Genomic DNA, 22,077 nt, shown 5'->3' on the forward strand with positions numbered 1-22,077 from the left:
GTGTTCGCTTGCACGAAGAACTGATGCTGGGTCAAGGCCCACTTCACCTTGGCCCAGCTGCCTGTTCTCTCCGACCGCCGCTTCGGCCCGGTGATCCCGGAGAAGAAGGACCAGACCGCCAACCGCAAGAAGCGGGGCTCGAAGGGTGGTCGCCCGCTCTCCCATGATGCCGAGTTGTTCAAGGAGAGGAACACCGTCGAGCAACGGCATCAACACGATCAAGGAATGGCGAGGGCTGGTCACCCGCCACGACGAGACCCCCGCCAGTTACCTTGCTTGCCAGGCTCCACTTACGCGGATCGATCATCAGGCTGTGGAGCCTTCACCCCCAGCACGTGATCAGGGCTGGAGGGGGTTCCCCCGAGGGTGTTCTGGCGCCCCGTCGCGGCACCGAGTCGGGTGCGATGTCGCACCTGGCGGAAGAGTAGCCATAGACATAATGTCCATGTACTCTATCCGTCATGAGTATGGGTTCACTGATTCCCACGCCTGGATTCCTGGTGTGGCGGCTCGCCAACAAGTGGCGCGTCGCGGTCGATCGCTCGGTGGCTCCGCTGGGCCTCACCCACGCGCAGTACTCGCTGGTCGCGTCGCTGCACGGCATGCAGCGCGCCGGCGAGCGTCCTAGCCAGCGCCAACTCGCCGACCACACGGGCCTGGAGGCGTTGTACGTCTCGAAGCTGTCGCGCGCCCTGGAGTCGGCCGGTCTGATCGACCGCACCCGCGATCCCCGCGACCCACGCGCCGTACAACTGGCGCTCACCGAGCAGGGCGAGGCCGTCACGCGACAGGCCATCGCGGTGGTCCAGGAACTGCTCCAGCAGTTGCTGGAGCCACTCGGCGGCCTCGACGCCCCGCGGACGCGTGCGTTCACCGGCGAGCTGACGACCCTGCTCGACGCACCTCTCGCTCCATCCATACCGAACGACGAGAGCAATCAGAGGACAACACCATGACCACTACCGCATCCACCACCACCGCACCCGTCGCCAACGCCCGTGACCTCGCCCTGGCCCACTATGCCGCCCGCGGCGTCCTGGAGAGCGTTCTGGCCCGGCACGGCGCCACGTTCCAGCAGCAGGTCGCCCTGCGCGCCGCCGTCACCTCCGACGCCCCGCAGACGCCGGACGATCTCCTCACTCAGGTCCAGGAGTCCCTCAAGGCGGATCCGGCCGACATCCGCGCCACGCTCGACGAGCTGCGGGCCAAGCAGCTGCTCGTCGCCGACGGTGTGCACCTTCGCCCCACCGACGCGGGGCGCGAGCTCCTCGCCGCCATCGGCGCGGAGACCGCCCCCATCTCCGCCCGCATCTGGGGCGGGATCCCCGCCGAGGACTTGGCCGCCGCCGGCCGCGTCCACGCCCTGGTCACCGAGCGCGCCAACGCGGAGCTTGCGGCGCTGAGCGCCTGACCGAGCCGGTTGGGCCTGTTCCCGGCTCGGGGCACCGTCACGAGCGGCGAGGGCTGGACACCCGCTACGGCGCAACCCCCACCAGCTACCTCGCCGAAACCCACCTGCATGGACCGATGACCTGACTCCGAAGCCTCTACCCCACCACTTGATCCGAACCTAGCGGTGGTTTGTTGACGGCGGGTTCGGGCGGGAGTAGGCCGTGAGGTGAAGGCGTCCACTACGCTCCGGGGAGCCTGAGATGACGAAGCGGCTGCCGTGTCCTCCCGCACCGGGTCCGCTGGAAGCGTACGCCGCCGGCTTCGACGATCTCTTCGGGACGTTGGCCCAGCGGCGGGGGGTTCGTGAGTACCTGGCCGGCCTATTGCTGCCCCGGGACCGCAACAAGACCCTCGCCTGCCTGGCCGGCACGGAGCCCGTGGCGAGTGCCCAGCATGCGGCGGCGCAGCGCCTGCAGTTCTTCCTCTCTGAGTCGACCTGGGACGGCGAGCAGGTCAATGCCCGTCGCCTTGAGTTGATGCTGGCCGACTCGGTCACTGCGCCGCGTGACGGCGGGGTGCTGGTCATCGACGATTCCGGTGGCCGCAAGGACGGCAGCGCGACCGCGCACGTGGGCAAGCAGTATCTCGGCTCGGTGGGGAAGATCGACCGCGGCGTGGTCACGGTGACAACCTGCTGGGCCGACGAACGCCTCTACTACCCGCTGCGCGCCGTGCCCTACACTCCCGCCCACCATTTTCCCGGCGGGAAGAGTGACCCGGCTTTCCGCACCAAGCTGCAGATCGGGGCCGCCCTGGCCTGCGCGGCCAAGACTGCCGGCGTGGTGTTCCGGGCGGTCGTCGCCGACTGCGCCTACGGCGACCACAACACCTTCCGCGCTGAACTGTCCGACGCCCGCCCGCCGTTCGTGGTGGCCCTCAAACGCGGCCACGGCACCTGGCAGTACAAAGACGCCTTCCGGCCCGTCGATGCCGCCCGTGAACTGGCCTGGCACGGCCCTGGACAGCCCGGTGACTGGACGGCGGTGACCCGTACCTTCCGAGACGGCAACGCCACCACCTGGTGGGCCGCCGATGCCCGGTTCGGGCTGGTGGGGGCCCGACGGCGTGATCCGGCTCGTGGTGGCCACCACCGACCCGTCCGCCCTGCCCGAGACGTCCACCTGGTACCTGGCCACCAACCTGCCCAGGCCCGGCTCACCACGTGAGGCGCACAGCCCGCACCCGGCCGCCGACCTCACCGAAGTGGTACGGATCTACGGACTGCGGCACTGGGTCGAGCAGAGCTGCAAACAGGTCAAGGACGAACTTGGCTGGGCGGACTTCCAGGTCTGCTCCGATACCGCGATCCGCTGCCACCAGACCCCCCTGAACTGTGCCTTCAGCTTCTGCTGGAGCACCTGGTTCGCGCCGGACCCACCCCGGCCCGTCCCGCTCTGCCCTCCGCCCGGTCCTGACGCACCGCCAGGACCGGGCGGAGAGGGGGAGAACCCGCCTCCCAGCAGCCTCGACCGGCTTGCTGGCCCCAGGCCATCCGCACCGTCCATGGCTGGCTGATGCCCTGGGCCACGCTGCAACGCTACTGGCGGGCCTGGACAACGAAGCCCCCGCCCACAGCACTACAAGAACTGATCAACACCGACGGCACAGGCAGACCCCTGAACCTCTACGTCCCGGTCTAACGAACCACCGCTAGTGACCTCATTCGACGCTCGTTCTGATGGAGTGTCAGGCGTGCTGATGTGCTGCTCAGGTCGGTCGTACGGCGAAGATCGAAGAGGGTTCTCTCAGGGAAAGGGCCGCGAGTCACCGCGGCGCCTGGCCACCGGCCCCGCGCCCTCGGGTGGCCGCTTCTTCCACTTGGAGCGCCCGCTGGGGCAGTTCCAGCGCTGTCTGGCGGACCGGTCGGCGGGGGTGAGCGCGGTGGCGCCCTGATCGAGGCAGTGGAAGATTCTCGGCCGCCCGCGTCGTCGATTCGCTGGTCTGTGCAAGCGGTTCCTGATACGTACGGTGCGTGCCGTACGGTGCGTGCCGAACGGGCACACGTACGTGACCGCGCGTCCCCGAGTGCCGGAGGTCCGTCATGGGCAAGCGCTTCACGCGGCAGCACCTCGGCCCGGTGGCCTTGATCGCCCTGATCGCCGCCGCCCTGCTCGGTGCGGGCTTGGCCCCGGCCGCTTCGGGGAGAGCGGAGAGTGGGCGCACCGGCACCGATTCCGGCGCCGTCACGGGGGCCACTTCCGGCAGCGGGTCCGCAACCGCCCCCACCGCCGCCGGTATACCCCGCCTCACCGACGCCCGCGGACGCACACTCACCCTGCGCGGCTGGAACGTCGAGGACAAGATCCACCACGGCCCGGACGCCCTCAGCGCGATCACCGAGCGGCACTTCGCCGACTTGCGGGCCCATGGCTTCAACTTCGCCCGGCTGCTGGTCTTCTGGGACGACCTGGAGCCGCGGCGCGGGCGCTACAACGAGTCGTACCTGCGCAAGGTCCGGCGCATCCTCGACTGGGCGCAAGAGCACGGTGTCCACGTCGTCATCGACGCCCACCAGGACGTGTTCGGGCCCGCGTTCGGCCACCGCGGGATCCCGGCGTGGGCGACGCGGACCGACGGGCTGCCGTTCACCCCGCACCCCGACGACTGGTTCGCCGAGTACTTCGAACCCGCCGTCCAGCGCGCCTTCACCCATCTCTACGAGGACGCGGACCTGCGGCGCGCGCAGGCCCGCATGTGGCGCTTGCTGGCGGACCGCTTCGGCGGGCACCCCGCGGTGTTCGGCTACGACCTGATCAACGAGCCGATGGGGGAGCTGCGCGCGGGCGAGGACCTGGCGAGTGCCGCACGTCGCATCGAGGCGACGCAGCTCACCCCGATGTACCGCCGCCTCGCCGCCGCCATCCGCACTCGGGACCGCTCGAACCACCTGTTCATCGAGCCGACCCCGATCGTCGGCGAAGGCGTGCCCACCGGCCTGGGCCGCGTCCTCGACGAACGCGTCGTCTACGCCCCGCACTTCTACAACACCGCGATGGAGGCGGGCGCCGACTACGACCCGGCGGCCGGCTGGGTCACGGCGTACGAGAACGCCGTCACCGCGTACCCGCGCGAGCACTCGGTGCCCGTCGTGGTGGGCGAGTGGGGCCCGCTGAACAGCGGCCTGCCGAACATGCGCCGCTTCCACGACGACGCGCTCGCCTCCTTCACCCGCTACTCCTCGGGCTGGGCGGCCTACGTCTGGTGCTACGGCGGAGGCTACTGCGCCCTCGACCGCGACGGCCGCTTGCGTACGAACAAGGAGCGCACCGCCACGCCGTACGCCCCGGCGGTCGCGGGCACCGTGCGCGCCGACACCCACGACCCGGCCCGCGCGACGTACCGCCTCGCCTACCGGTCGACTCGCCGCCCCGGCACCACCGTGCTGTCCCTGCCGCCGAGCACCACCGGCTGGCGGATCGAGGTGTCGGGCCGCACGGCACACCCCAGCGCCCGAAGCGTGCCGCCCGGGCAGGCACGACAGGTGCGCGTGTGGGCGTCCGACGGAACGGAGGTGGAGGTGACGGTGCGGCCGGGCTCCGGCCGCCGGGGCTGAGACCCGGGGCGTCCTACTGATCTTTTCGTAAGTGCGGTGGGTGTGGTGGCCGTGTGGGTGGGAGGCTGTCGGGGTGGCACATCAACCTTCTCCTTCGGTTGCCGGCTCCTCCCTTCCTCCTTTGTCGCGGCCTCAGTTGGCGGAGGCGCGCCGTGTTCGGGCAGTCGAGTTCGAGTTGTTCGAGGGCGGCGTCTCGGATGCGGAGATCTCCAGGGCGGGGGGGTGTGCCGAGAGTGTGCGGCGTTGGCGGCGGTGTGGGAGCAAGACGGTGCTTCGGGCCTGCGGAGACGGTCAGCCACCGGACGCCCACCCAAGCTGGATGACATCCAGGTCGAGATGGTCCGGGCCGCGTTGGAGCAAGGTGCCCAGGCCCATGGTTTCGAGGCCGGCCTGTGGACCCTGGAACGAGTCGGCGCAGTCGTCACCCGGACAACGGGGGGGCGAGGACGTCGGTGTGGCGGCTGCTGACCGGCCGGCTCGGATGGAGCCTGCAACGGCCCGGGCGGCGGGCGGTCGAGCGGGACGAGTCGGAGATCGCCCGCTGGATCGCGCATGAGTGGCCGCGTATCAAAGAGGGGCCGTGAACACGCGTGCCTGGATCGTCTTCCTCGACGCATCAGGCGTCTCCCTGCTCCCTCAGATCCACCGCACTCACTCGCCCCGAGGGCGGACACCGCTCCTGCGGCACCGCCTGGACTGGAAGCGCGCGTCGATGGCCGGAGCCTTGGGTTACCACTCCAGCGACCCCGATCGCGGGGCCCGCCTGTGCTTCCACCTCAAGCCCGGCAGCCACGACACTGCCGGGCTCATCGAGGCCCTGGAGCAGGTGAAGGTGTTCTACCGCGGCGAGCGAGTGGTCCTTGTCCGGGACGGCCTGTCCGCCCACTGGAGCCGGGCGATGCGGGCCTGGGTCGCCGAACAGGACTGGCTCACCCTGGAACGATTGCCCGCCTACGCTCCCGAACTGAACCCGGTGGAACTGCTGTGGTCCTCGCTCAAGAAGCGTGAACTCGCCAACCTCGCCGGCGACCATCTCGCCGATATCGCCGACGCCACTGAGCAAGGCATCCACCGCATCAAGGCCAACCCCCGACTGCCATGGTCATTCCTCGCCCATACCGGCCTGACCGTCCGCCCACCACACCCACCGAACTTACGGAAAGATCAGTAGGGCCTGCTCTGGCTGCTACCGCTTGGCCTTGGGCGTGGCCAGGCGAAGGCCGTTCCAGTCTTTGCCGGCGCTGGCGGACCCGACCTGCTGAAGGCCGGCCGTCACCGCGGCCGCCTGGATGTCTGAGGGCTCGACGTACCCGTCGCGTCCGGACTTCGGCGTGCACAGCCAGATCAGGGCGCCGTCCTCGATCAGGGTCGTGGCGTCGACCAGGGCATCGGCAAGATCGCCGTCCTCGTCGCGGAACCACACGAGCACGGCGTCGACGACATCGTCGTATTCCTCATCGACCAGGTCGCTGCCCGTCAGCTCTTCGATGGCCTCGCGAAGCTCCTGCTCCGCGTCGTCGCCGTAACCGAGCTCCTGGACGACCTGCCCCGGCTGGAACCCCAACCGGGCCGCCGGGTTGGTTCGCTCTTCCGGGTGGTCCGCTGTTGCGCTCATAACTGCTCCCGAGATCCGGACGCGACTGCCCGCGCCTCCCCATCCGTAGCCAATCAGATACAGACCGTGCCAGGCGCGAGGGTGGTCAAATTCGGCGCTGCGCCCGGACTGTGAGTCGTGCGGTGAGGCTCACGCCCAACAGATCGTGTTCTCCCGCAGCGCCATGACAGTGCCATAGAAGTCGTCCAGCCCCACACGTGTGGCCCCGCGGACAGCGGCGGGAAGGCCAAGCAGGTCCTGGACGAAGGCACCCGCCGTTCTCTCACCAGGCTTCGTACTCGTCACTGGCAGCAGATGCTCGATCTCGTCCGGGTTGTCGAGATTCTTCAAGGAAACCCGGGCCCGCGGGCACCAGGCCCCTGAAGTGGCGGGCGTACCAGACCTCGCCCCGTCGGATCTCAAGCCGCTCGATCACAAACGACGGGCCCACTGGGCCTCCTCCGCATCCGGTGTGTAGATCCACACCGGAAACGACCACCGGCCGTACGAGAGACGGCCAAGGTATCTGCGCAGCCGTCGGCCCTCCCGTGGGGAGGGCCGGGAGGGACGGCGCGGCCCCGTCCAGGTGGCAGCACACGGACGGGGCCAAGGGACGGGAACCTCCACACGGGTTAGAGGATCACCGCCGTCGCAGCATTGCACTGGATTCCGCCACACAGCAGGGCTGTGACCAGAAGTAGCACGTGGCGGTACGGGTAAGGGTACGGGTACGTACCCGTACCCTTTAGGGCTGTGCACATCGTCCTGGACGACACCGGGATGGCCGCAGCCGGCCAGGGCAACATCCTTGCTTCCCGTCTGATCCACCGTGCCCATGCCGAGTCGGGCTGGTTCCTGTACGCCCCGGCGTGCGCGTTGGTGCAGGCCGATCGCGTCCGGCCCGGCACGGCCGAGCACCTGGCTTCTCTGCCCGGCATCACCGTCCTCGATCTGGACATGGCCGCCGCCCTGGCCGTCGCGCGTCAGGAGACCTGGGCCGCGGCGCACAGCCAGTACGCGGCGCAGCCCACCCCCGGACCGTCCCGACGGCGCGATCATCGCCACCACTGCCCCGCACCGGTGGGCAGGTGAGCCGGTCCGCGTACTGGACCTCACGCCATGAACGCAGCAGCACCCAATCCACGGGTCCCGCCATCCGGTGGGGCTGCAGGGCATGTGTCACCGGGAGACGGGCAGCTGATCGCGGCGGGTGGTGACCAGCGTCCGCCACCGCTGGCGGGTGGGCTGCTGTCCGTCGAGCCAACGGCCACGTGAGGCGGCGGCCTCGAGGGGGAGCGGGGGCACCCGCTGGTGTTGTCCAAGGCGGAGCTCGCGACGCTGCTGCGCCTCCCGGAGGCGCAGTTCACGCACGGCTGGACGCCGGAGAACAAGGAGCCGACGCCGCCGGGGCTGCTGGCCGGCCGTACGGACAAGGGCGCCGCGACCGACCGGCTCGGACTGCTGCTGATGGTGCTGAACACCCGGGCGTCGGGCTGGCTGCAGCTGTGCGGCGGCTCGGTGAAGAGGCGGGAGGGGTGCAGTGCGGCGGCGCTGGCCCGGCTGCTGGGTTGCTCGCCCTCGGGGGCCCGGAAGGGTCCTGGCGCGGCTTACGGAGGCCGGTGTCGTAGCGCGACAGCGCAAGGCGACGTCGACGCGGATGAACGGCCAGGGCCGGGTCATGCCGCTGCCGGTCGCCCGCACGTACGGCCACACGCTGGCCCCTGTGGAGGCAGGAGGCTGTCCAGAGCGACGGTCCCGTGTCTTCGGCGCGTCCCGATGGTGCATTCGGAGATCATGCTCCGGCCGGTCCTGCCAGGGCTTCTGGTACGGCGGCGGCGCACGGCAAGGCGAAGCCCCGCACGGCGTCAGTCGTGGTCCGCCGTGGCGGGCGTGAGCCGATAGGGCTCCGTGCCGTGATCGGTGCGCTCGTCACCGAGCGTGCCTCGGAGCTGCCGCCCGGCCTGGGCGGCGGTGAGCGGCGGCGGTTCCTCGAGGAGCGACTGGGCCAGCAGGCCGCCGCCGAAGCGGAGGATCTGATGCAACGGAGGGAACAAGCCCGTGCGGAACAGGCCCGGCGGGAGCCGGGCCGCGCGCAGGCCCCTCAGAGCATGATGAGCAGACGCGTATTCGCCTTGAGCTTCCTGTTCACCGAACGGCTCTGCACATAGACCTCCAGTTTGGGATTGTTGCCCGCCTTTACCGAGACAGTTCCCTGGATACCCGTACCGAACAGAAGGCTGCGCGCCGCGTCGCCCGTGTAGGCGCGGTCGGTGTCCTTTTCCACCACGATGACTTCCTTGTTCGGCTGGACCTGAGCCCGCGCGCCCAACTGGTAGTAGCACGCGCCCCTTTCGTACGTCACACCCGGATGCGAATTGACGAAGGGCCGAATCTCGACTTCCTTGTCGACCTTCAGGAGCCGGTACATGTTCGCCGGAATCGGTTCGAGGTTCGCCCGCACCTCGTCGATCGATATGTCCTGACCGACGGCGAACAGGTTCTTTGTGCCACGCACACCCTTCTCGCGGGCCCGGAGGAAGCTCGTGGCGGCAGCGCGTACGGTGCCGATGGCCTCCTCGACGCCCTCCTGGGAATCCGCGTTCCAGATGGCGATGTTGCCGGCCGGGAAGCCGTAGTTCTGCGCGGTCCGCTTGGCCAGGGAGTTCGGAACGAGGATCGCGGAAGTCCAGTGGTCCGGAAGTCCGCCCATCTTCGCCGCGATCCTGTCGAGCCAGGGGCCGAGGATGGCCATGTCGCCGTTGTGCCGCCGGTCGCCGCCGGAGGCGTTCTCCTCGCCGTCCGTCACCACGATCTGGAGGAAGCTGTGCTCACCGTATTCCTCCCAGATATGTCCCAGGTCGTCCAGGGACTTCAGGGAAGCCTCGATGAGAGCCGTGGCTCCATTGTTGACCCGGTACAGACCTCGCATGGACGGAAGATGTTTCACGTCCATGTCCCACACCAGGTTCTCCACCTTGTGGTCGAAGGAGTAGAGGCTGATTCGGGTCTCGTGGCCGAGACTGTCCGATTCGGACTTCAAACCCGCGACGAACTCATCCACCACACGCACGAGTTGATCCTGGTGCGGACGCATGGAACCCGAACAGTCCATTACCAGCGCGACGTGATTCACCTTGTGCTGGATCCTGTTGGCAGGCATGCTGCTGCTCCCCCTTCGCCGAAGCTTTCCGAGTGATTTCACTCTATGGGGAGGCACTGACAACAGCGTTTGACCGCCCGCCCTGCCAACTGACCCCACCCCGACGCCGCGTGCCGGGCAGCAGGGCCGAAAGACGTTTAGCAACTGGATCAGCGAGTGGTGAACCGCTCCCGAGGTTGTACGGCAAGAAGGACGCGGACTTCCACGGAGCTGTCGCCGAGCAGTCCGTGGTCGACGCCGCGCTGGCCGCGCACCCGGACCTGGGGGAGCGGCGCGTGGGGAAGGAAGGGATCGCGGTGCGGGAGCTGGTGGTCCACAGGATCGAGGAGTACGCCCGTCACTGCGGACACGCCGACTGTTGCGCGAGTGCGTCGACGAAAGGGGGGCCAGTGACGGGATCCTGCGGAGCCGCGAAGACGCTGGACCTCTCACGGCCGGTGGCCCTGATCACCCTGAACACGCTCGGCCACGTCACCGGCCCCAGGGAGGCCCGCGCGCTGGTCTCCCGGCTCATGGCCGGTCTGCCGCCCGGGAGCTATCGGGGTGTCCCAGGGCTCCCGGGCTCCAGGGCTCCCGGCGTACCGCCGTCCGGTACCCGGTACCCCGGTCAGCACAGCGACGGACGTAGATGTCGGTGGTGCGGTCCGGGCGGCGGGGCACAAGATTCGTGGCATCCGACTCGAAGGCCACCAGGCACCCGCCCCCCGCCGGGGCAGGGGTGTCCGCCCCGTGATCGGGCAAACCGCCGCCCGAAGCGGCACTGACCCGGCAGGTCGCCGCGAGACCGTGCCGCCGCAGATCGCGCAGGTAGACCGCGGCGCCGCAGTTCGGCTCGGCGGTGGCGCAGGCCTCTGTGGAGTAGGCGACGTGCGGCGGCGGACCTCGCGCATCACGGGTGAGGGGCGGTGCCGACGCGGGGTGGTGTCGCGGCCTTCGACGCAACGGCAAGGCCGCGACAACCACAAGAGTGCTTTCCGCCCGCATCAGATGCCCGACAGCCTCGACAGCCTCATCAGGCGGAGCAGGTTGCCGTGGTAGATCTGCTCGCGTGCGGTGTCCGTGAGGTCGAGTGCGTCCAGGACGCGGATCGTCTCACGGATGAACCCGGGGCCGCCCTCCGGGTCGAAGGGGCAGTCCGTACCGAACAGGACGTGGTCGGCGCCGAAGAAGTCCAGGCCGCACCGGATGCCGATGGCGGACGCCGACAGCGCCGTGTCGGCGTAGAAGCGGCGGAAGTACTCCAGCGGCGGTCGCGGCAGCGCCGCGCTCCGCAGGCGCGTGAGGTCCTCGCCCGCGGTGCGGCTGCCCAGTTGGTCGCTCCAGCCGAGTCGTATCCGCCCTTCGAGGCAGGGGATCATCGCCCCCAGGTGATGCGTGATGATTTTGATCGCGGGATGCCGTTCGAGCAGGCCGGAGAAGACGAGCCGGGCCATGGCGACACTCGTCTCGTACGGCCAGCCCAGCGCCCACCAGATCTCGTACCGGGAGGTGTCCTCGGTGGCGTAGTCGGCGAAGCCCGCGCCCCGGGTGGGGTGCAGCCAGATGGGCAGGTCCATCCGGGCCATCTCCGCGAAGACGCTGTGGAAGGCCGGATCATCCAGCGGCCGACCGTTGACATTGGTGAAGACCTGTACGCCGCGGGCACCGAGGTCGTCGATTGCGAAGGCGAGTTCGGCGAGCGCCGCGTCCGGGTTGTTCATCGGCAGGGAGGCGACGAACGCCGGGAACCGGCCAGGGTGCCGCTCGCACAGCGCGTGCAGCGACTCGTTGGCGAGTCGCGCGAGGGCCGGGGAGTCCCGCGGGGCGGCGAGCAGCTCGATCGGCGGTGAGGAGAGCGTGAGCACCTGCTGGTAGCCGTCGCCGAACTCGTCCATCATGCGCAGCCGGGCATCGAGGTCATGCAGCGCGTCCAGTTCCAGCCAGCGCCGGAGGGCCCCGGCGTCGACCGCGAGCTCCCGCATCCGGGTGAAGTAGCGGGCGGGCAGGATGTGGCTGTAGGCGTCGAGTTTCATCGCGTCTGCCTCCGAGTCTTTCACCGCTCTTCCCTCCAAGTCGTCGGAACCCAGTGGGTGACCACGCGGTCGACGGCCTGGACCAGCGCGAGGGCCCCCAGCGCGACGGCGATCACGATCAGAAGTACGGCGAGGACGCCGACGCTGTCGAAGCGCCCGCCCGCCTCGGTGACGAGGCGGCCCAGGCCGACTACGGCGATGAACATCTCGCCGTTGATCATGCCGGTGACGGCGCGGCCGACGCCGAGCCGGACACCGGCCATGATCAGAGGAGCCGCGGCGGGCAGCACGACACGCAGCAGCACCTGTTGTTCGTTCGCGCCGTACGAACGCGCCATCTCGACCAGGTGCGCGGGTACGGTCCGCACGGCCGATGCCGTGTTGACGATGACGACGAACACGGCGTACATGACCACCACCGCCACGATCGAGGCCCGGCCCGCCCCGAGCAGCGAGAAGAAGACCGGCGCGAAGACCAGCGACGGGGCGGTCAGCAGCGCGTTGACGTACACGCCGAGCGCGGCCTCGATGCAGCGCAGGCGGCCCATGGCGGTGCCCACGACGAGCCCGGCGACGAGAGAGATCGCAAGGCCCAGGACCAGGTTGACCAGGCTGTCGCCCACACTGCTGACGAGCGTCCCCTCGCCGCTCATCTCCACGAGCCGCCCGAGCACCCTGCTCAGCGGTGGCAGCGACGAAGCGTCCGCCGTGCGTCCGACCGTCTCCCAGGCGGCGGCGCCGATCGCAAGGCTCACCAGTGGGGCGGGCAGGCGTCGCGGGGACACGGCCGCCGGGCGTCGCGAGGAACCGCCCGGCCTGTCCTTGGCGGTCGGCGTGGTCATGAAGCCGCCCCGTTCCGCCGGTGCTCCGCGTGCATGTCGCGCAGCCGTTCCCAGAGATACGTGGTGATCTCGGCGTACTCGCCGGAGCGCGCGAGGGCGCTGACGTCACGGGAGCGGGGCCGGGGCAGATTCACCGGCACGATCTCGGCGATCCGCCCCGGGCGGGCGCTCATCAGGGCGACGCGGTCCCCGAGGAGCACGGCCTCTTCCATGCTGTGGGTGATGAATACGACGGTCAGCCGGTGTTCCTCCCAGATCGTGAGGAGTTCTTCCTGAAGCAGCCGGCGTGTCTGCTCGTCCACGGCCCCGAACGGCTCGTCCATGAGCAGCACCCGCGGACGGACGGCCAGGGCGCGGGCGATGCCGACGCGCTGCTGCATGCCGCCGGACAACTCGCCGGGCAGCTTGGCCTCGCACCCCGTGAGCCCCACCGTGGCGAGGAGAGAGCGGGCGCGTCCGGCACGCTCGGCCCGTCGGACGCCGCGCAGGCGCAGACCGAAGGCGACATTGTCCAGGACACTCGCCCAGGGCAGCAGTGCGAAACTCTGGAAGACCATGCTCCGTTCGGGCCCCGGGCCACGTACCGGCACTCCGTCGACGAGGATGTCGCCGTCGTCCCAGGGCACGAGCCCCGCGATGGCCCTGAGCAGGGTCGTCTTGCCGCAGCCGCTGGGGCCGAGGACGGTCAGGAACTCGTTGTCGCCCACATCGAGGGCGACGTCCCGCAGCGCCTCGACGGTCTCGCCGTCCCGCGCGGTGAAGGACTTGCACAGTCCGTGCATCGTGATCATCGGGGGCTCCTCGTCGTGCGCGGACGGGACGGGTTCGGAGGGGAGGGGTTCGGAGGGGACGGGTTCGGCCGGGATGCGTTCGGCGGATATGCGTTCGAGCGGAATGCGTTCGGCCGGGATGCGTTCGGGCGGGTCCAGCGGGTCAGCCTGCGCTCGGCCCAGTGCGCGGCGGAGAACAGGATCAGGGCCTCGGCCAAAATGATCACGATGGTGCCGTAGAGCGGCGGGGCCTTGAGCAGACCGCGGTAGGTGAGGATCAGCCCGCCGAGGCCGTCGGAGACCATGAGCAGTTCGACGAGGACCATCCCGGTGACCGCGCGTCCGAGGCCGAGGCGGATGCCGGTCATGATCGCGGGCAGGGCGGCGGGCAGCAGGATCCGCGTCCAGATCCGCCGCTCGTCGGCACCGAACGAGCGGGCCATCTCGACCAGTGCCGGGTCCACCTGCCGTACCCCCGTACGGCTGTTCACGATCACCATCACGACCGAGAAGAGGGTGACGAGCACGATGCGTGAGACCGGTCCGACGCCCACCGACATCACGAGCAACGGGATGAGCGCGGCCATCGGCGTGACCAGCAGGATGTTCAGGTAGACGTCCGCGTACCGCTCGAACCGCCGGAAGCGGCCGAGCGCGATGCCGACCGGGACACCGACGGCGACGGCGAGGGCGAACCCGAGCAGCAGCGCTTGGTTGCTGACATACAGGGCCTGCCACAGCTCCGCCTCGCCGAGGAGCTCGACCGTGGCCCGGACCGTTTCGGTGAAGCCGGGCAGCAGCAGGCCGCCGCGTGCGCGGGCGTACAGCTCCCAGCCCGCGGCGAAGATGACGAACGTAAGGAGCTGGTAGGGCAGGTTCATGCCGAGGAAACGCCGCAGCCGCCCGGAGCGCCGCGCGGGGCAGGGGCCTGCCTGTGCGCCGGGGCTTCGGCGCGCCTTGCGGGGCGTGGCCGTGACGGTCATGAGACCGCCCTGATGAAGCTGAGGTCGGCCGCCTCCCTGGCGGTGACGCCCCGTCCGATCACGCCCGCCCGTGCGAAGAAGTCGATGGTGCCCTGGACGTTTTGCCGGGTGAGTGCCGCCGCGTCGAAGAGTCCCGCCTCGCTGTACCGCTCGGCGGCTCGGACGACGTCGGCCTCGTCCTCCCCAGGGAGGTAGGTGCGCGCCAGGCGTGCCAGGTGCTGGGGCCGGGCGTTGATCCGGGCGTGCTCACGCACGAGTGCCGTCACGAACGCCTGCGCCACAGCCCGGTGTTCGGTGAGGAAGCCGGTGTTCGCGTAGACGGTCTGCGGGTGCAGCTCCGGCAGGGTCCGGGCGAAATCGGCGATCTTGGTGAGCCCGGAGGCGGCCGGGTCCTTCGACGCCTCCAGGGCGACCGCGTCGGACAGCTCCAGCGGTGTCGCGTCGATCTCCCCCGCCGCGAGGGCCTGCGCGCGGACGTCCGAGCCGCCGAGTGTGAGGTAGCGCGGGCGTTTGTCGGTGGCGCAGTGGGCCCGCACCCAGTCCTTGGCCATGGCGGTCGCGACCGCGCCCGAGCTGAAGATCCCGAACGGGCGCTTGTCGAGGTCGTCGCAGGAGGAGACGCCCGGCCTGCCGTAGAGCGCCCACTGGTTGCCGACGACATCGGCGATGATCTTGATGGGTGCGTCCTGCTCGATGGCGCTCAACGCCGGGCCTGTGGCCTCGGCCGAGATCGCGTAGTCGCCTTGGGCGAGGCCCTCGATGGCCAGTTCGGGAGCGGCGAGCTCCACGACGTCGACGTCGTGGCCCTGGCGGCGGACGGCGCCGACGGCCGCCAGGACCGGCACGGTCGTGATGTCCGGCTCGACGACCGCCACCGTGAACGAGAGCGTTCCGTCCGCACGGGTCATGGTGGTCGGCCCGCTGCCGCAGGCGGTCGCCGCGGCCGCGGCGCACAAGGCCGCGGAGCACAAGCCCGCGGTGATGGTCAGCCGCTTGCCGCGGGTGACGGCGGCCCGCGTTCCGAGCCAGGTCCAGGTCCAGGCGTGCATGAATTCCCCCTAGTACCGCTTCGATTCCCCGAGGTCACCGGGTAGGCAAACGTATGCCTTCCCAGGATGCTAGACACCCAGGACGAGGAACCGTCAAGAGGCAACTCACTGCTATTGCACGCCAGTTGAGAGATCCGGTCGGCAGCTGAGACTCGTGAAGGAGACCGTGCCCCCTTGTGAACTCGCCATGTGCTGTGCGAACTTGGGAGCCACAAGGCAAACGTTTCCCGCAGAGGGTCATGGACGGTGGCGTGTGAGTTCGCTGGTGGAAGTCGCCCGGGTGGCCGGCGTGGCCGTGTCGACGGCGTCGCGTGTACTGAGCGGGTCCAACCACCCCATCTCGGCCGGGACCCGCGCCAGAGTCCTTGCCGCCGCCGAACAGTTGGAGTACTCACCCAGCGCCCTCGCCCGCGCGATGGTCTCACCGCACAGCCGTCTCGTGGGCGTCCTCGTGAGCGACATCGACAACCCGTACTTCTCCGTCATCGCCCGCGGCGTGGACGACGTAGCGACTCGGGCCGGTTACGTCACCATGCTGTCCAACGTCGACCGGCGCACCACCACGGAGATCAGCCGACTCCAGGCCATGCGGGACTACCGTGCCGCGGGCGTCATCTTCGCCGGCAGCGGATACGTCGACGATCCGCAGACGCCCCACCTGGTCAAGAGTGTGCGCCGCGCGCAGGAGCAGGGCATCCAGACCGTCTCGCTGGCCGTGCGCGACCTCGGTTGCCCGTCCGTCGTCGTCGACAACCGCGCCGTGGCGTACGACATCACCGACCACCTCGTCTCGCTCGGCCACCGCCGTGTCGCGTTCATCGAGGGCCCGCCCGGCATGACCGTCAGCCTGCACCGCCGCGAAGGCTTCCTGTCACGCATGAACGACGCGGGTCTCGCCGACAGCGCCCACTGCCGTCCCGGCGGCTTCGACTACCAGGCCGGACGCGCCGCCACCGTACGGCTCATCGCCCGCCGCCCACTCCCCGACGCCATCCTCGCGGCCAACGACGAGGTCGCCGTCGGTGCCCTCAGCGCCCTGCGGCAAGCGGGGATCGACGTGCCGGGAGAGATCTCCGTCGCGGGCATGGACGATCTCCGTACCGCGGAGTTCGTCGGCCTGACCACGGTGAGCCTCCCGTTGTACGAGATGGGCTCCTTCGCCGCTCGGCACATCATCGACACCGCTCGCCGCGCCGGATCGACCGCGGGGGCCGCGACGAGCACGGCCGACGGCGCGGCGACGACGGTACTCAGCCACCGGGTCGTACCCCGGGAGACGACAGCTCGGCGGCCCGACTCCCGTTTCTCGGATCACCTCTAAGACTTGTCCCGGTGGGGTGCGCCGGTTGCTGTGCGGCCCTCTGCCTGTCCGGCGAGGTTGAGGTGCAGGCGGGCGATGCCGAGCAGGGCGTGGTGGACGCCGTCTCCTTTGAGGCGGCAGTCGCGGAGGGTCTTCCAGGTCTTCATGCGGGCGAAGGCGTGCTCAACACGGGCCCGGACCTGCTTGTGAGAGCCGTTGTGTTCCTTCTTCCAGGCCGGGAGCTCTTCGCCTTCGCGACGGCGGTGCGGGATGACCAGTCCGGTGCCTTGATAGCCGCCGTCCGCGATGGTCATCGTCCTTCCGATGGCAGCCTTGGCGCCGGATTCCTCCCACTCGCGGGAGTCGTGCCGGTTGCCCGGCAGCGGTCGACCGACCACGACGACCAGGCGGCTGTCAGGCTTCCACCTTGCCTGGTGTCCCTTGCCCTTACGTGCTCAGGCCCACCGATGAGCTATGAGAACTACCGCTACTCCACGGCGCACCAGGTCGTTATCGACGCCGTGCCGCCGTTCCGGGACTGAGATCCTTGTGTCCAGACCGGCTCCACCATGCCTCGTTCCTAGCCCGAGAGCTCTCCATCAGACCGAGGTCCCTGCCGGTCGCTGGAGTGACACGAACGGCTCATGTGATGGCGGGCCTGAGCACTTCCATTAGAGCGCCGCGTGCTCCGCACGGAATGACCTGCAAGTCAGCGTGGAGGTAAACAAGTTGAGCACGATCTTCTGCGGAATCGACTGGGCTGGAGGGCACCACGACATAACCCTCGTCGACCAGGACCGCGCCCAGGTGGCCAAGCTTCGGATCAGCGATGACAGCGCCGGATTCCACGCACTGACGGAACTGCTGGCACCGCACGGTGACACCGCCGAGGCCCCGATTCCGGTCGCCATCGAGACCCCGCGCGGCCTGCTGGTCGCCTGTCTGCGGGCCACCGGCGCAAGGTCTACGCGATCAACCCGCTTGCCGCAGCCCGCTACCGCGATCGCGGCAGCGTCTCGCGGGCCAAGTCCGATGCCGCCGATGCGCGGGTCTTGGCCAACATCCTCCGGACCGACCGGCATGCCCACTGACCTCTGCCCGCGGACAGCGAGGCCGGGCAGGCTGTCGCGGCTCTCGCCCGTGCCCACCAGGACTCAGTCTGGGACCGGCAACAGATGATCAATCGGCTCCGCTCTCACCTGAGTGAGTACTATTCGGCCGCCCTCGTGGCCTTCCACGGCCCGGGCAAGCCCGGACTCGACTCACCGCGCGCTCGCGTGATCCTCGCCGCCGCACCCACGCCGGCTGACGCCGCCAAGCTCACCCGCAGCCAGCTGCGTACGCTGCTCAAGCGTGCCGCCCGCCCGCGCTGCGGAATCGACACCGAGGTCGAGCGGCTCCGGGACATCTTCCGCGCGGACAGCGTGCGCCAACTGCCGCAGGTCGAACGGGCCCTGGGACACCAAGCGGCCGTCCTCGTCCATCAGCTCGATGCCGCCTGCAACAGTGTCGCCCAGCTCGCGGCAGCGACGGAGGAAGCGTTCCTCGCGCACCCGGATGCCGGCATCATCACCAGCTTCCCTGGCCTGTCCCTACTGTCCGGAGCACGGGTCCTCGCCGAAATCGGCGACGACCGCGAACGCTTCGCGGATGCCGGAGCGGTGAAGGCATACGCTGGCGCGGCTCCCGTCACCCGGGCCTCAGGTCGCAGCCACGTCGTCATGGCCCGAACAGTCAAGAACCAGCGGCTGGCCGCCGCCGGGTACTTGTGGGCCTTCTAGGAGCCCTGTCGCAGTAAATCCGGCCATTACTGCGACATCTCTCACCGTAGCCCTGAGCATTACGCAGTGCTATACGCCACCTGGCCGTAGCTATACGAGAACAGGGCCAGAACGGAAGGCGCCTGCCGGTATTCGGCAACGGCGGGACGGGGCCGCAACCTGCGCCCGTAGCCAGCGCTTTTGCCCCGCGCCTCGGACGAGCAGCACACGGCGTCTTACCTATCGGCACCGAGCCGCTGCCCGAAGCCATGCCACCTCCGCGCGGTAGATGGCATCCAACTGGCCGGGCGCCGGAACCAGCTACGCGCTCTGGGTCAGCAGACCGGCGTCGATGACCTCAGCGATAAGGGTGGCGCCGCGGCTGTTCTGGTGGATGTGGTCGGTCGTGAGCACGAGACCTCGCCGCCGCGAGATCGAGTCGAGGCTGCGGCGCAGCACTGCGTGCTGGACGAGGACGCCGACGACCGCTGCGGGCGTCACCTCCCGGTATGGCATCGGCGGCGGTTCCGCTTGGCGCAGTTCCTCGATCTGGCGTTCGTGGAGCGGAAGGTAGGCCACCTCGTTGGTGGCGGCGACCTCGGCGATCATCCGGCTGTACGCCTGCGATGCCTGTGCCGCTGCTCCGTCGAGTTGTTGGCCGAGTACCGGTAGCGACAGCAGACCGATCGTCGCGTCGGTCTCCGCTCGCAGCCGTGCGACGACGGCTCCCAGGCACTGTTGGAACCAGCCGGCCGACGGGCGATCGGGGAGCTGTTTGCGCTTCATGGCCTGCTCGACGGGGTAGCCGGCAAGGCTCGCTCGGGCGTCGTTGGTCCCGATCAACACGGTGATCACATCGGGTGGGTTCGTGACGACAGCATCGAGGCGCTGCAAGAGGTTGTAGGCAAAGTCGCCGTTGGCGCCGAAACGGGCAAGCTGCACGTCACCGGAAGGGTGGCGTCGTCCGAGAAGATTTAGGTAGTCGACGCTGAACTGCGCGCGGGTGAGGCTGTCGCCGAGGCACGCGATGCGTGTCGTCACGGCGCTTCCTCCGGGCTGGGCGTGCCGACGCGTTCGGTCGGGCGGGTGTCGGTCCGAGGACGGTGGTCGGTGCCGAGGGTCGCAGTGATGGCCAGGATGGACGTCGGCCCCTTCATGTCGACCACGTGCCATACCCCGGCCGGGTTGATGGTGGCCTCGCCCGGCCCGAGCAGAACGTGGTCGGGCACCCCGTCCACGTCGCGGGTGACCGTCACGGACCCGCTGAGGCAAACGACCAGTTCGTCGCCTGCAGGGTGGCTCTCCCAATGGCCGCCGAGCCCGTCGCCGTCGAAGATCATCACCATCCGGCCCTCGGCGCCGTCTGCCGCGACCGCGGCGCTGTAGGCATGGAGCACCTCCGGGTCCCAGGAGAAACCCTCGACGGGTGCGGCTCTCGATCCCAGTCCGAGGTGCACGGGGGTGGTCCGCAGGTCCATGGCATTGCGTTCGTGGTTGACGAGTCTCATGCCGACGATCGTCCACGACAGCGATCGGGCGGTCTTGAAGAAAAGGGAAGAGAAGCCGACGCGAAGGGCAGACGGTTGGCGGCTACCCGGCGCCGAGGAGGACTTCGCTGCGACGCCAGGCCGTCGGCGATCGGCCCGTGAACTCGCGCCAGTCCCGCACGAGATGGGCCTGGTCGGCATAGCCAGAGACGGTTGCCACATCGCCCCACGGGAGCGGGTCCTGCGCCGCCGCCAGTTCGTGCGCGTGCTCGAAGCGCAAGACTCGGGCGAAGGTCTTCGGCGCCAGGCCCACCTCACCGCGAAACCGCTCGGTGAGGTACCGACGGCTCCAGCCGAGTTCCGCGGCGACCGCACCAACCTGGACGCAACCCCGCGCGGCGACGAGGCGGCGCCATGCCTCGGCTACCTCGGGGCGCAAACAACGCACATGGTCGCCGCAGGCGCCACGGCCGACAGCTCGGAGGAGCAATTCGTCCAGCGCGGTGAACCGCGCCGCCCATGTTGTCGCTGATCGGAGCCGGTCGACCAGCTCGACGGCAAGCGCTCCGAGAAGCTCGTCCAGTGGGACCAGTCGGTGGGCGAGCTCGGCGGACGGCATGCCGTAGATGGCCCGGGCCCCGAGCGGTGTCAGCGATACCTGAACACCTTGCTGGCGTCCGTCGTGGTGAATCGCGACGGACCGGCACATCAGACCGCCGGCCACGCTGCCGAATCGGGTGACCGGTGACCCGTCGTCAACGCCCGCCGCCACCTCCAAAGGATCTGACAGGCTGATCACCGCGGTGAGCGCGCGGCTCGGCGGGCCGCAGTGCACCCCCGGCGGCAGCCCGCGGAGGTCGAAGCCGACATACGATTCGACGTACTCCCGCAAGACGGGCGCCGGACGTGCACCGATCCCGGTGGCCGTGTGGTCCTCCATTTTCGTCAGTGTACGAGCCGCCCAGCCCAGGACGATCACAGCCCAAGGACTATTGCTCACCCGTCACGCAGCGCTACATGTCCATTGGCCGTAGCTGTACGAGAACAGGGCCGAGGAGTGCGCCACCGCCGCGGCCAAGTCCCTGGGAGCCGCCGCGTTGATCGCGGGCGGCAACGGCGAATACCGCGGGACCCACCGGCGCATCCTCGACGCCGGCCACCCCGTCCTGACCGTCCCCGACACCGACCCGGACACTGTCGCCGAGCAGCTGCGCGCCAACCTGGACCAGGCCCACGAGCACCCTGTCCGTTCCTGCTGATCGCGGTCGTTGAGAAGCACGTTCGCGGTGGCGTTGCGCCGCAGCAGAGACCTGATGCCTTCGACCGGGTTGAGCTGCGGGCAGTAGCTGGGCAGTTGAATGACGGTGAGCCAGTGGTGATCAGCCGCGTACTGGCGTATTCCCGCAGACCGGTGGACGTTGAGGTTGTCCCCGATCAACACGACGGGGCCGCCGGGCTGGATATGGGCCCGCATGAGCAGATCGCGACAGTCCTTCCAGGTGAAGCCCCGGCCTGCGCCCTGGACGCGGGGCCGGTAGGTCAGTCTGCTGGACCGGCCGGGCTTGTAACAGGCCAGTGCGGCAGGGGAGATCCGGCCGCGGGAGCCACCATGAATCGGGACGGCGGGTGTGCGGCCACGGGGCGCCCACGTCCGCACGAACTGGGACGGTGGGTGTGCGGCCACGGGGCGCCCACGTCCGCGAGCGGTGCGGCTTCACCGAGAGGCTCTGCCAAGATTCCCGTGAGAGGTGACGTTGGGTCACTTTGCTGGCATCGTCGAGTGTGTGCGACAACTTGCTTTGTGTGCTGTTCCCGCATCTGGCTGCGGTGTTGGTGGGGCGGGTGTCATTGGACGGGTGCGTAGTACGGGTCGATGCGCGTGCCCGTGAGGTTGCGCGTCCATGTCCAGACTGCGGTGTGAATTCCGTTTGAAGCTTCCCCGTGATCTTGGACACTCGTCGGTTATGCCACGAGGGCGTGTTGATGACGTTGCCTGGTCTCGGCCGGGGTGAGGTAGCCGAGGGTCTTGTGCTTGCGCAGGCGGCGGCGGTTGTAGAAGGTCTCGATGAAGGTGAAGACCTCGGCGCGGGCGGTGGCCCGGTCGGGCCAGATGCG

Annotated in this window: 19 protein-coding genes and 8 pseudogenes; 13 read left to right on the plus strand and 14 right to left on the minus strand. The window is 69.3% G+C overall.

Annotation, left to right across the window (positions count from 1 at the left end; genetic code table 11):
- Positions 1 to 84: 84 nt before the first annotated feature.
- From ACWDVB_RS18295 to ACWDVB_RS18325, 7 genes and pseudogenes are all read left to right on the plus strand, one after another.
- A pseudogene (locus ACWDVB_RS18295) lies at positions 85 to 277 on the plus strand (IS5/IS1182 family transposase); the annotation flags it as partial.
- Between the two features lie 184 nt (positions 278 to 461).
- Entirely contained in the window at positions 462 to 956 is a 495-nt protein-coding gene (locus tag ACWDVB_RS18300) for a MarR family winged helix-turn-helix transcriptional regulator (protein WP_451515886.1), read from the plus strand.
- Positions 953 to 1,411: a MarR family transcriptional regulator gene (locus ACWDVB_RS18305; RefSeq protein WP_451515885.1), complete on the plus strand. Its 459-nt coding sequence runs from the start codon at positions 953 to 955 to the stop codon at positions 1,409 to 1,411. The genes ACWDVB_RS18300 and ACWDVB_RS18305 overlap by 4 nt, the downstream gene beginning before the upstream one ends.
- 241 nt (positions 1,412 to 1,652) lie before the next feature.
- Positions 1,653 to 3,106 (plus strand): annotated as a pseudogene (locus ACWDVB_RS18310) (IS701 family transposase).
- Positions 3,107 to 3,493: 387 nt separating this feature from the next.
- Positions 3,494 to 5,005, plus strand: a complete 1,512-nt coding sequence (locus tag ACWDVB_RS18315) for a glycoside hydrolase family 5 protein (protein ID WP_451515884.1) — start codon at positions 3,494 to 3,496, stop codon at positions 5,003 to 5,005.
- A 452-nt stretch (positions 5,006 to 5,457) separates the two neighbouring features.
- Positions 5,458 to 5,589, plus strand: coding sequence for a winged helix-turn-helix domain-containing protein (locus ACWDVB_RS18320; RefSeq protein WP_451611977.1), 132 nt, complete (start codon positions 5,458 to 5,460; stop codon positions 5,587 to 5,589).
- A complete protein-coding gene (locus tag ACWDVB_RS18325; protein WP_451515882.1) occupies positions 5,586 to 6,176 on the plus strand; it encodes an IS630 family transposase in 591 nt (196 codons plus the stop codon). Before ACWDVB_RS18320 ends, ACWDVB_RS18325 begins: the two co-directional genes overlap by 4 nt.
- Before the next feature lie 15 nt (positions 6,177 to 6,191).
- Here the strand turns inward: ACWDVB_RS18325 and ACWDVB_RS18330 are convergent, their stop codons facing one another.
- Together ACWDVB_RS18330 and ACWDVB_RS18335 are read right to left on the minus strand one after the other, a co-directional pair.
- Positions 6,192 to 6,620, minus strand: a complete 429-nt coding sequence (locus ACWDVB_RS18330) for a DUF3052 domain-containing protein (RefSeq protein ID WP_451515881.1) — start codon at positions 6,618 to 6,620, stop codon at positions 6,192 to 6,194.
- 129 nt (positions 6,621 to 6,749) lie between these two features.
- Positions 6,750 to 6,950 carry a hypothetical protein gene (locus ACWDVB_RS18335; protein ID WP_451515880.1) on the minus strand — a complete coding sequence of 67 codons (201 nt, stop codon included), beginning with the start codon at positions 6,948 to 6,950 and terminating at the stop codon, positions 6,750 to 6,752.
- A 429-nt stretch (positions 6,951 to 7,379) separates the two neighbouring features.
- On the opposite strand from ACWDVB_RS18335, the pseudogene ACWDVB_RS18340 reads away from it, so the two are divergent.
- Positions 7,380 to 7,722, plus strand: a pseudogene (locus tag ACWDVB_RS18340) (hypothetical protein).
- A gap of 742 nt (positions 7,723 to 8,464) precedes the next feature.
- Here ACWDVB_RS18340 and ACWDVB_RS18345 read toward each other — a convergent pair.
- Both ACWDVB_RS18345 and ACWDVB_RS18350 read right to left on the minus strand, forming a co-directional pair.
- Positions 8,465 to 8,641, minus strand: coding sequence for a hypothetical protein (locus ACWDVB_RS18345; RefSeq protein ID WP_451515879.1), 177 nt, complete (start codon positions 8,639 to 8,641; stop codon positions 8,465 to 8,467).
- A 59-nt stretch (positions 8,642 to 8,700) separates the two neighbouring features.
- Complete coding sequence (locus ACWDVB_RS18350) at positions 8,701 to 9,759, minus strand: VWA domain-containing protein (protein ID WP_451515878.1); 1,059 nt, start codon at positions 9,757 to 9,759, stop codon at positions 8,701 to 8,703.
- 130 nt (positions 9,760 to 9,889) lie between these two features.
- Here ACWDVB_RS18350 and ACWDVB_RS18355 point away from each other — a divergent pair.
- Positions 9,890 to 10,141, plus strand: a pseudogene (locus ACWDVB_RS18355) (mycothiol transferase); the annotation flags it as partial.
- 25 nt (positions 10,142 to 10,166) lie between these two features.
- Positions 10,167 to 10,298, plus strand: a pseudogene (locus ACWDVB_RS18360) (SAM-dependent methyltransferase); the annotation flags it as partial.
- A 444-nt stretch (positions 10,299 to 10,742) separates the two neighbouring features.
- Here ACWDVB_RS18360 and ACWDVB_RS18365 read toward each other — a convergent pair.
- From ACWDVB_RS18365 to ACWDVB_RS18385, 5 genes are read right to left on the minus strand one after another with little or no spacing between them, the layout of a single operon-like run.
- Positions 10,743 to 11,795: an amidohydrolase family protein gene (locus ACWDVB_RS18365; protein WP_451515877.1), complete on the minus strand. Its 1,053-nt coding sequence runs from the start codon at positions 11,793 to 11,795 to the stop codon at positions 10,743 to 10,745.
- Positions 11,792 to 12,613 carry an ABC transporter permease gene (locus ACWDVB_RS18370; RefSeq protein ID WP_451515876.1) on the minus strand — a complete coding sequence of 274 codons (822 nt, stop codon included), beginning with the start codon at positions 12,611 to 12,613 and terminating at the stop codon, positions 11,792 to 11,794. The genes ACWDVB_RS18365 and ACWDVB_RS18370 overlap by 4 nt, the downstream gene beginning before the upstream one ends.
- Positions 12,610 to 13,404, minus strand: a complete 795-nt coding sequence (locus ACWDVB_RS18375) for an ABC transporter ATP-binding protein (RefSeq protein WP_451515875.1) — start codon at positions 13,402 to 13,404, stop codon at positions 12,610 to 12,612. The genes ACWDVB_RS18370 and ACWDVB_RS18375 overlap by 4 nt, the downstream gene beginning before the upstream one ends.
- A complete protein-coding gene (locus ACWDVB_RS18380) occupies positions 13,401 to 14,366 on the minus strand; it encodes an ABC transporter permease (protein WP_451515874.1) in 966 nt (321 codons plus the stop codon). The genes ACWDVB_RS18375 and ACWDVB_RS18380 overlap by 4 nt, the downstream gene beginning before the upstream one ends.
- A complete protein-coding gene (locus ACWDVB_RS18385) occupies positions 14,363 to 15,415 on the minus strand; it encodes an ABC transporter substrate-binding protein (protein WP_451515873.1) in 1,053 nt (350 codons plus the stop codon). Before ACWDVB_RS18385 ends, ACWDVB_RS18380 begins: the two co-directional genes overlap by 4 nt.
- Positions 15,416 to 15,668: 253 nt before the next feature.
- Between ACWDVB_RS18385 and ACWDVB_RS18390 the strand changes: the two genes are divergently transcribed.
- Positions 15,669 to 16,736, plus strand: coding sequence for a LacI family DNA-binding transcriptional regulator (locus ACWDVB_RS18390; RefSeq protein WP_451515872.1), 1,068 nt, complete (start codon positions 15,669 to 15,671; stop codon positions 16,734 to 16,736).
- Here the strand turns inward: ACWDVB_RS18390 and ACWDVB_RS18395 are convergent.
- Positions 16,733 to 17,149 (minus strand): annotated as a pseudogene (locus ACWDVB_RS18395) (transposase family protein); the annotation flags it as partial. The gene ACWDVB_RS18390 and the pseudogene ACWDVB_RS18395 overlap by 4 nt on opposite strands.
- Before the next feature lie 295 nt (positions 17,150 to 17,444).
- Between ACWDVB_RS18395 and ACWDVB_RS18400 the strand changes: the two are divergent.
- Positions 17,445 to 18,493: pseudogene (locus ACWDVB_RS18400) on the plus strand (IS110 family transposase); the annotation flags it as partial.
- A gap of 303 nt (positions 18,494 to 18,796) precedes the next feature.
- On the opposite strand, the gene ACWDVB_RS18405 reads toward ACWDVB_RS18400, so the two are convergent.
- From ACWDVB_RS18405 to ACWDVB_RS18415, 3 genes are all read right to left on the minus strand, one after another.
- Positions 18,797 to 19,516: an SGNH/GDSL hydrolase family protein gene (locus tag ACWDVB_RS18405; protein ID WP_451515871.1), complete on the minus strand. Its 720-nt coding sequence runs from the start codon at positions 19,514 to 19,516 to the stop codon at positions 18,797 to 18,799.
- The gene (locus ACWDVB_RS18410; protein WP_451515870.1) at positions 19,513 to 19,983 is read right to left on the minus strand and encodes a cupin domain-containing protein; all 471 of its coding nucleotides are present in this window, start codon (positions 19,981 to 19,983) and stop codon (positions 19,513 to 19,515) included. Before ACWDVB_RS18410 ends, ACWDVB_RS18405 begins: the two co-directional genes overlap by 4 nt.
- 82 nt (positions 19,984 to 20,065) lie before the next feature.
- On the minus strand, positions 20,066 to 20,902 hold the full coding sequence (locus ACWDVB_RS18415; protein WP_451515869.1) for a helix-turn-helix domain-containing protein: 837 nt from the start codon (positions 20,900 to 20,902) through the stop codon (positions 20,066 to 20,068).
- Positions 20,903 to 21,059: 157 nt separating this feature from the next.
- On the opposite strand from ACWDVB_RS18415, the gene ACWDVB_RS18420 reads away from it, so the two are divergent.
- Positions 21,060 to 21,221, plus strand: coding sequence for a hypothetical protein (locus tag ACWDVB_RS18420; RefSeq protein WP_451516025.1), 162 nt, complete (start codon positions 21,060 to 21,062; stop codon positions 21,219 to 21,221).
- A gap of 11 nt (positions 21,222 to 21,232) precedes the next feature.
- Here the strand turns inward: ACWDVB_RS18420 and ACWDVB_RS18425 are convergent.
- Positions 21,233 to 21,646, minus strand: a pseudogene (locus ACWDVB_RS18425) (transposase); the annotation flags it as partial.
- Positions 21,647 to 22,077 lie beyond the last annotated feature (431 nt).

Source organism: Streptomyces sp. NPDC003379 (assembly GCF_053589195.1).

Bases quoted from the DNA above. Each gene is read 5' to 3' on its own strand.
- ACWDVB_RS18375 (WP_451515875.1), bottom strand. From the start codon at position 13,404: ATGATCACGATGCACGGACTGTGCAAGTCCTTCACCGCGCGGGACGGC.
- ACWDVB_RS18330 (WP_451515881.1), bottom strand. From the start codon at position 6,620: ATGAGCGCAACAGCGGACCACCCGGAAGAGCGAACCAACCCGGCGGCC.
- ACWDVB_RS18315 (WP_451515884.1), top strand. From the start codon at position 3,494: ATGGGCAAGCGCTTCACGCGGCAGCACCTCGGCCCGGTGGCCTTGATC.
- ACWDVB_RS18350 (WP_451515878.1), bottom strand. From the start codon at position 9,759: ATGCCTGCCAACAGGATCCAGCACAAGGTGAATCACGTCGCGCTGGTA.
- ACWDVB_RS18305 (WP_451515885.1), top strand. From the start codon at position 953: ATGACCACTACCGCATCCACCACCACCGCACCCGTCGCCAACGCCCGT.
- ACWDVB_RS18410 (WP_451515870.1), bottom strand. From the start codon at position 19,983: ATGAGACTCGTCAACCACGAACGCAATGCCATGGACCTGCGGACCACC.
- ACWDVB_RS18385 (WP_451515873.1), bottom strand. From the start codon at position 15,415: ATGCACGCCTGGACCTGGACCTGGCTCGGAACGCGGGCCGCCGTCACC.
- ACWDVB_RS18300 (WP_451515886.1), top strand. From the start codon at position 462: ATGAGTATGGGTTCACTGATTCCCACGCCTGGATTCCTGGTGTGGCGG.
- ACWDVB_RS18415 (WP_451515869.1), bottom strand. From the start codon at position 20,902: ATGGAGGACCACACGGCCACCGGGATCGGTGCACGTCCGGCGCCCGTC.
- ACWDVB_RS18380 (WP_451515874.1), bottom strand. From the start codon at position 14,366: ATGACCGTCACGGCCACGCCCCGCAAGGCGCGCCGAAGCCCCGGCGCA.
- ACWDVB_RS18370 (WP_451515876.1), bottom strand. From the start codon at position 12,613: ATGACCACGCCGACCGCCAAGGACAGGCCGGGCGGTTCCTCGCGACGC.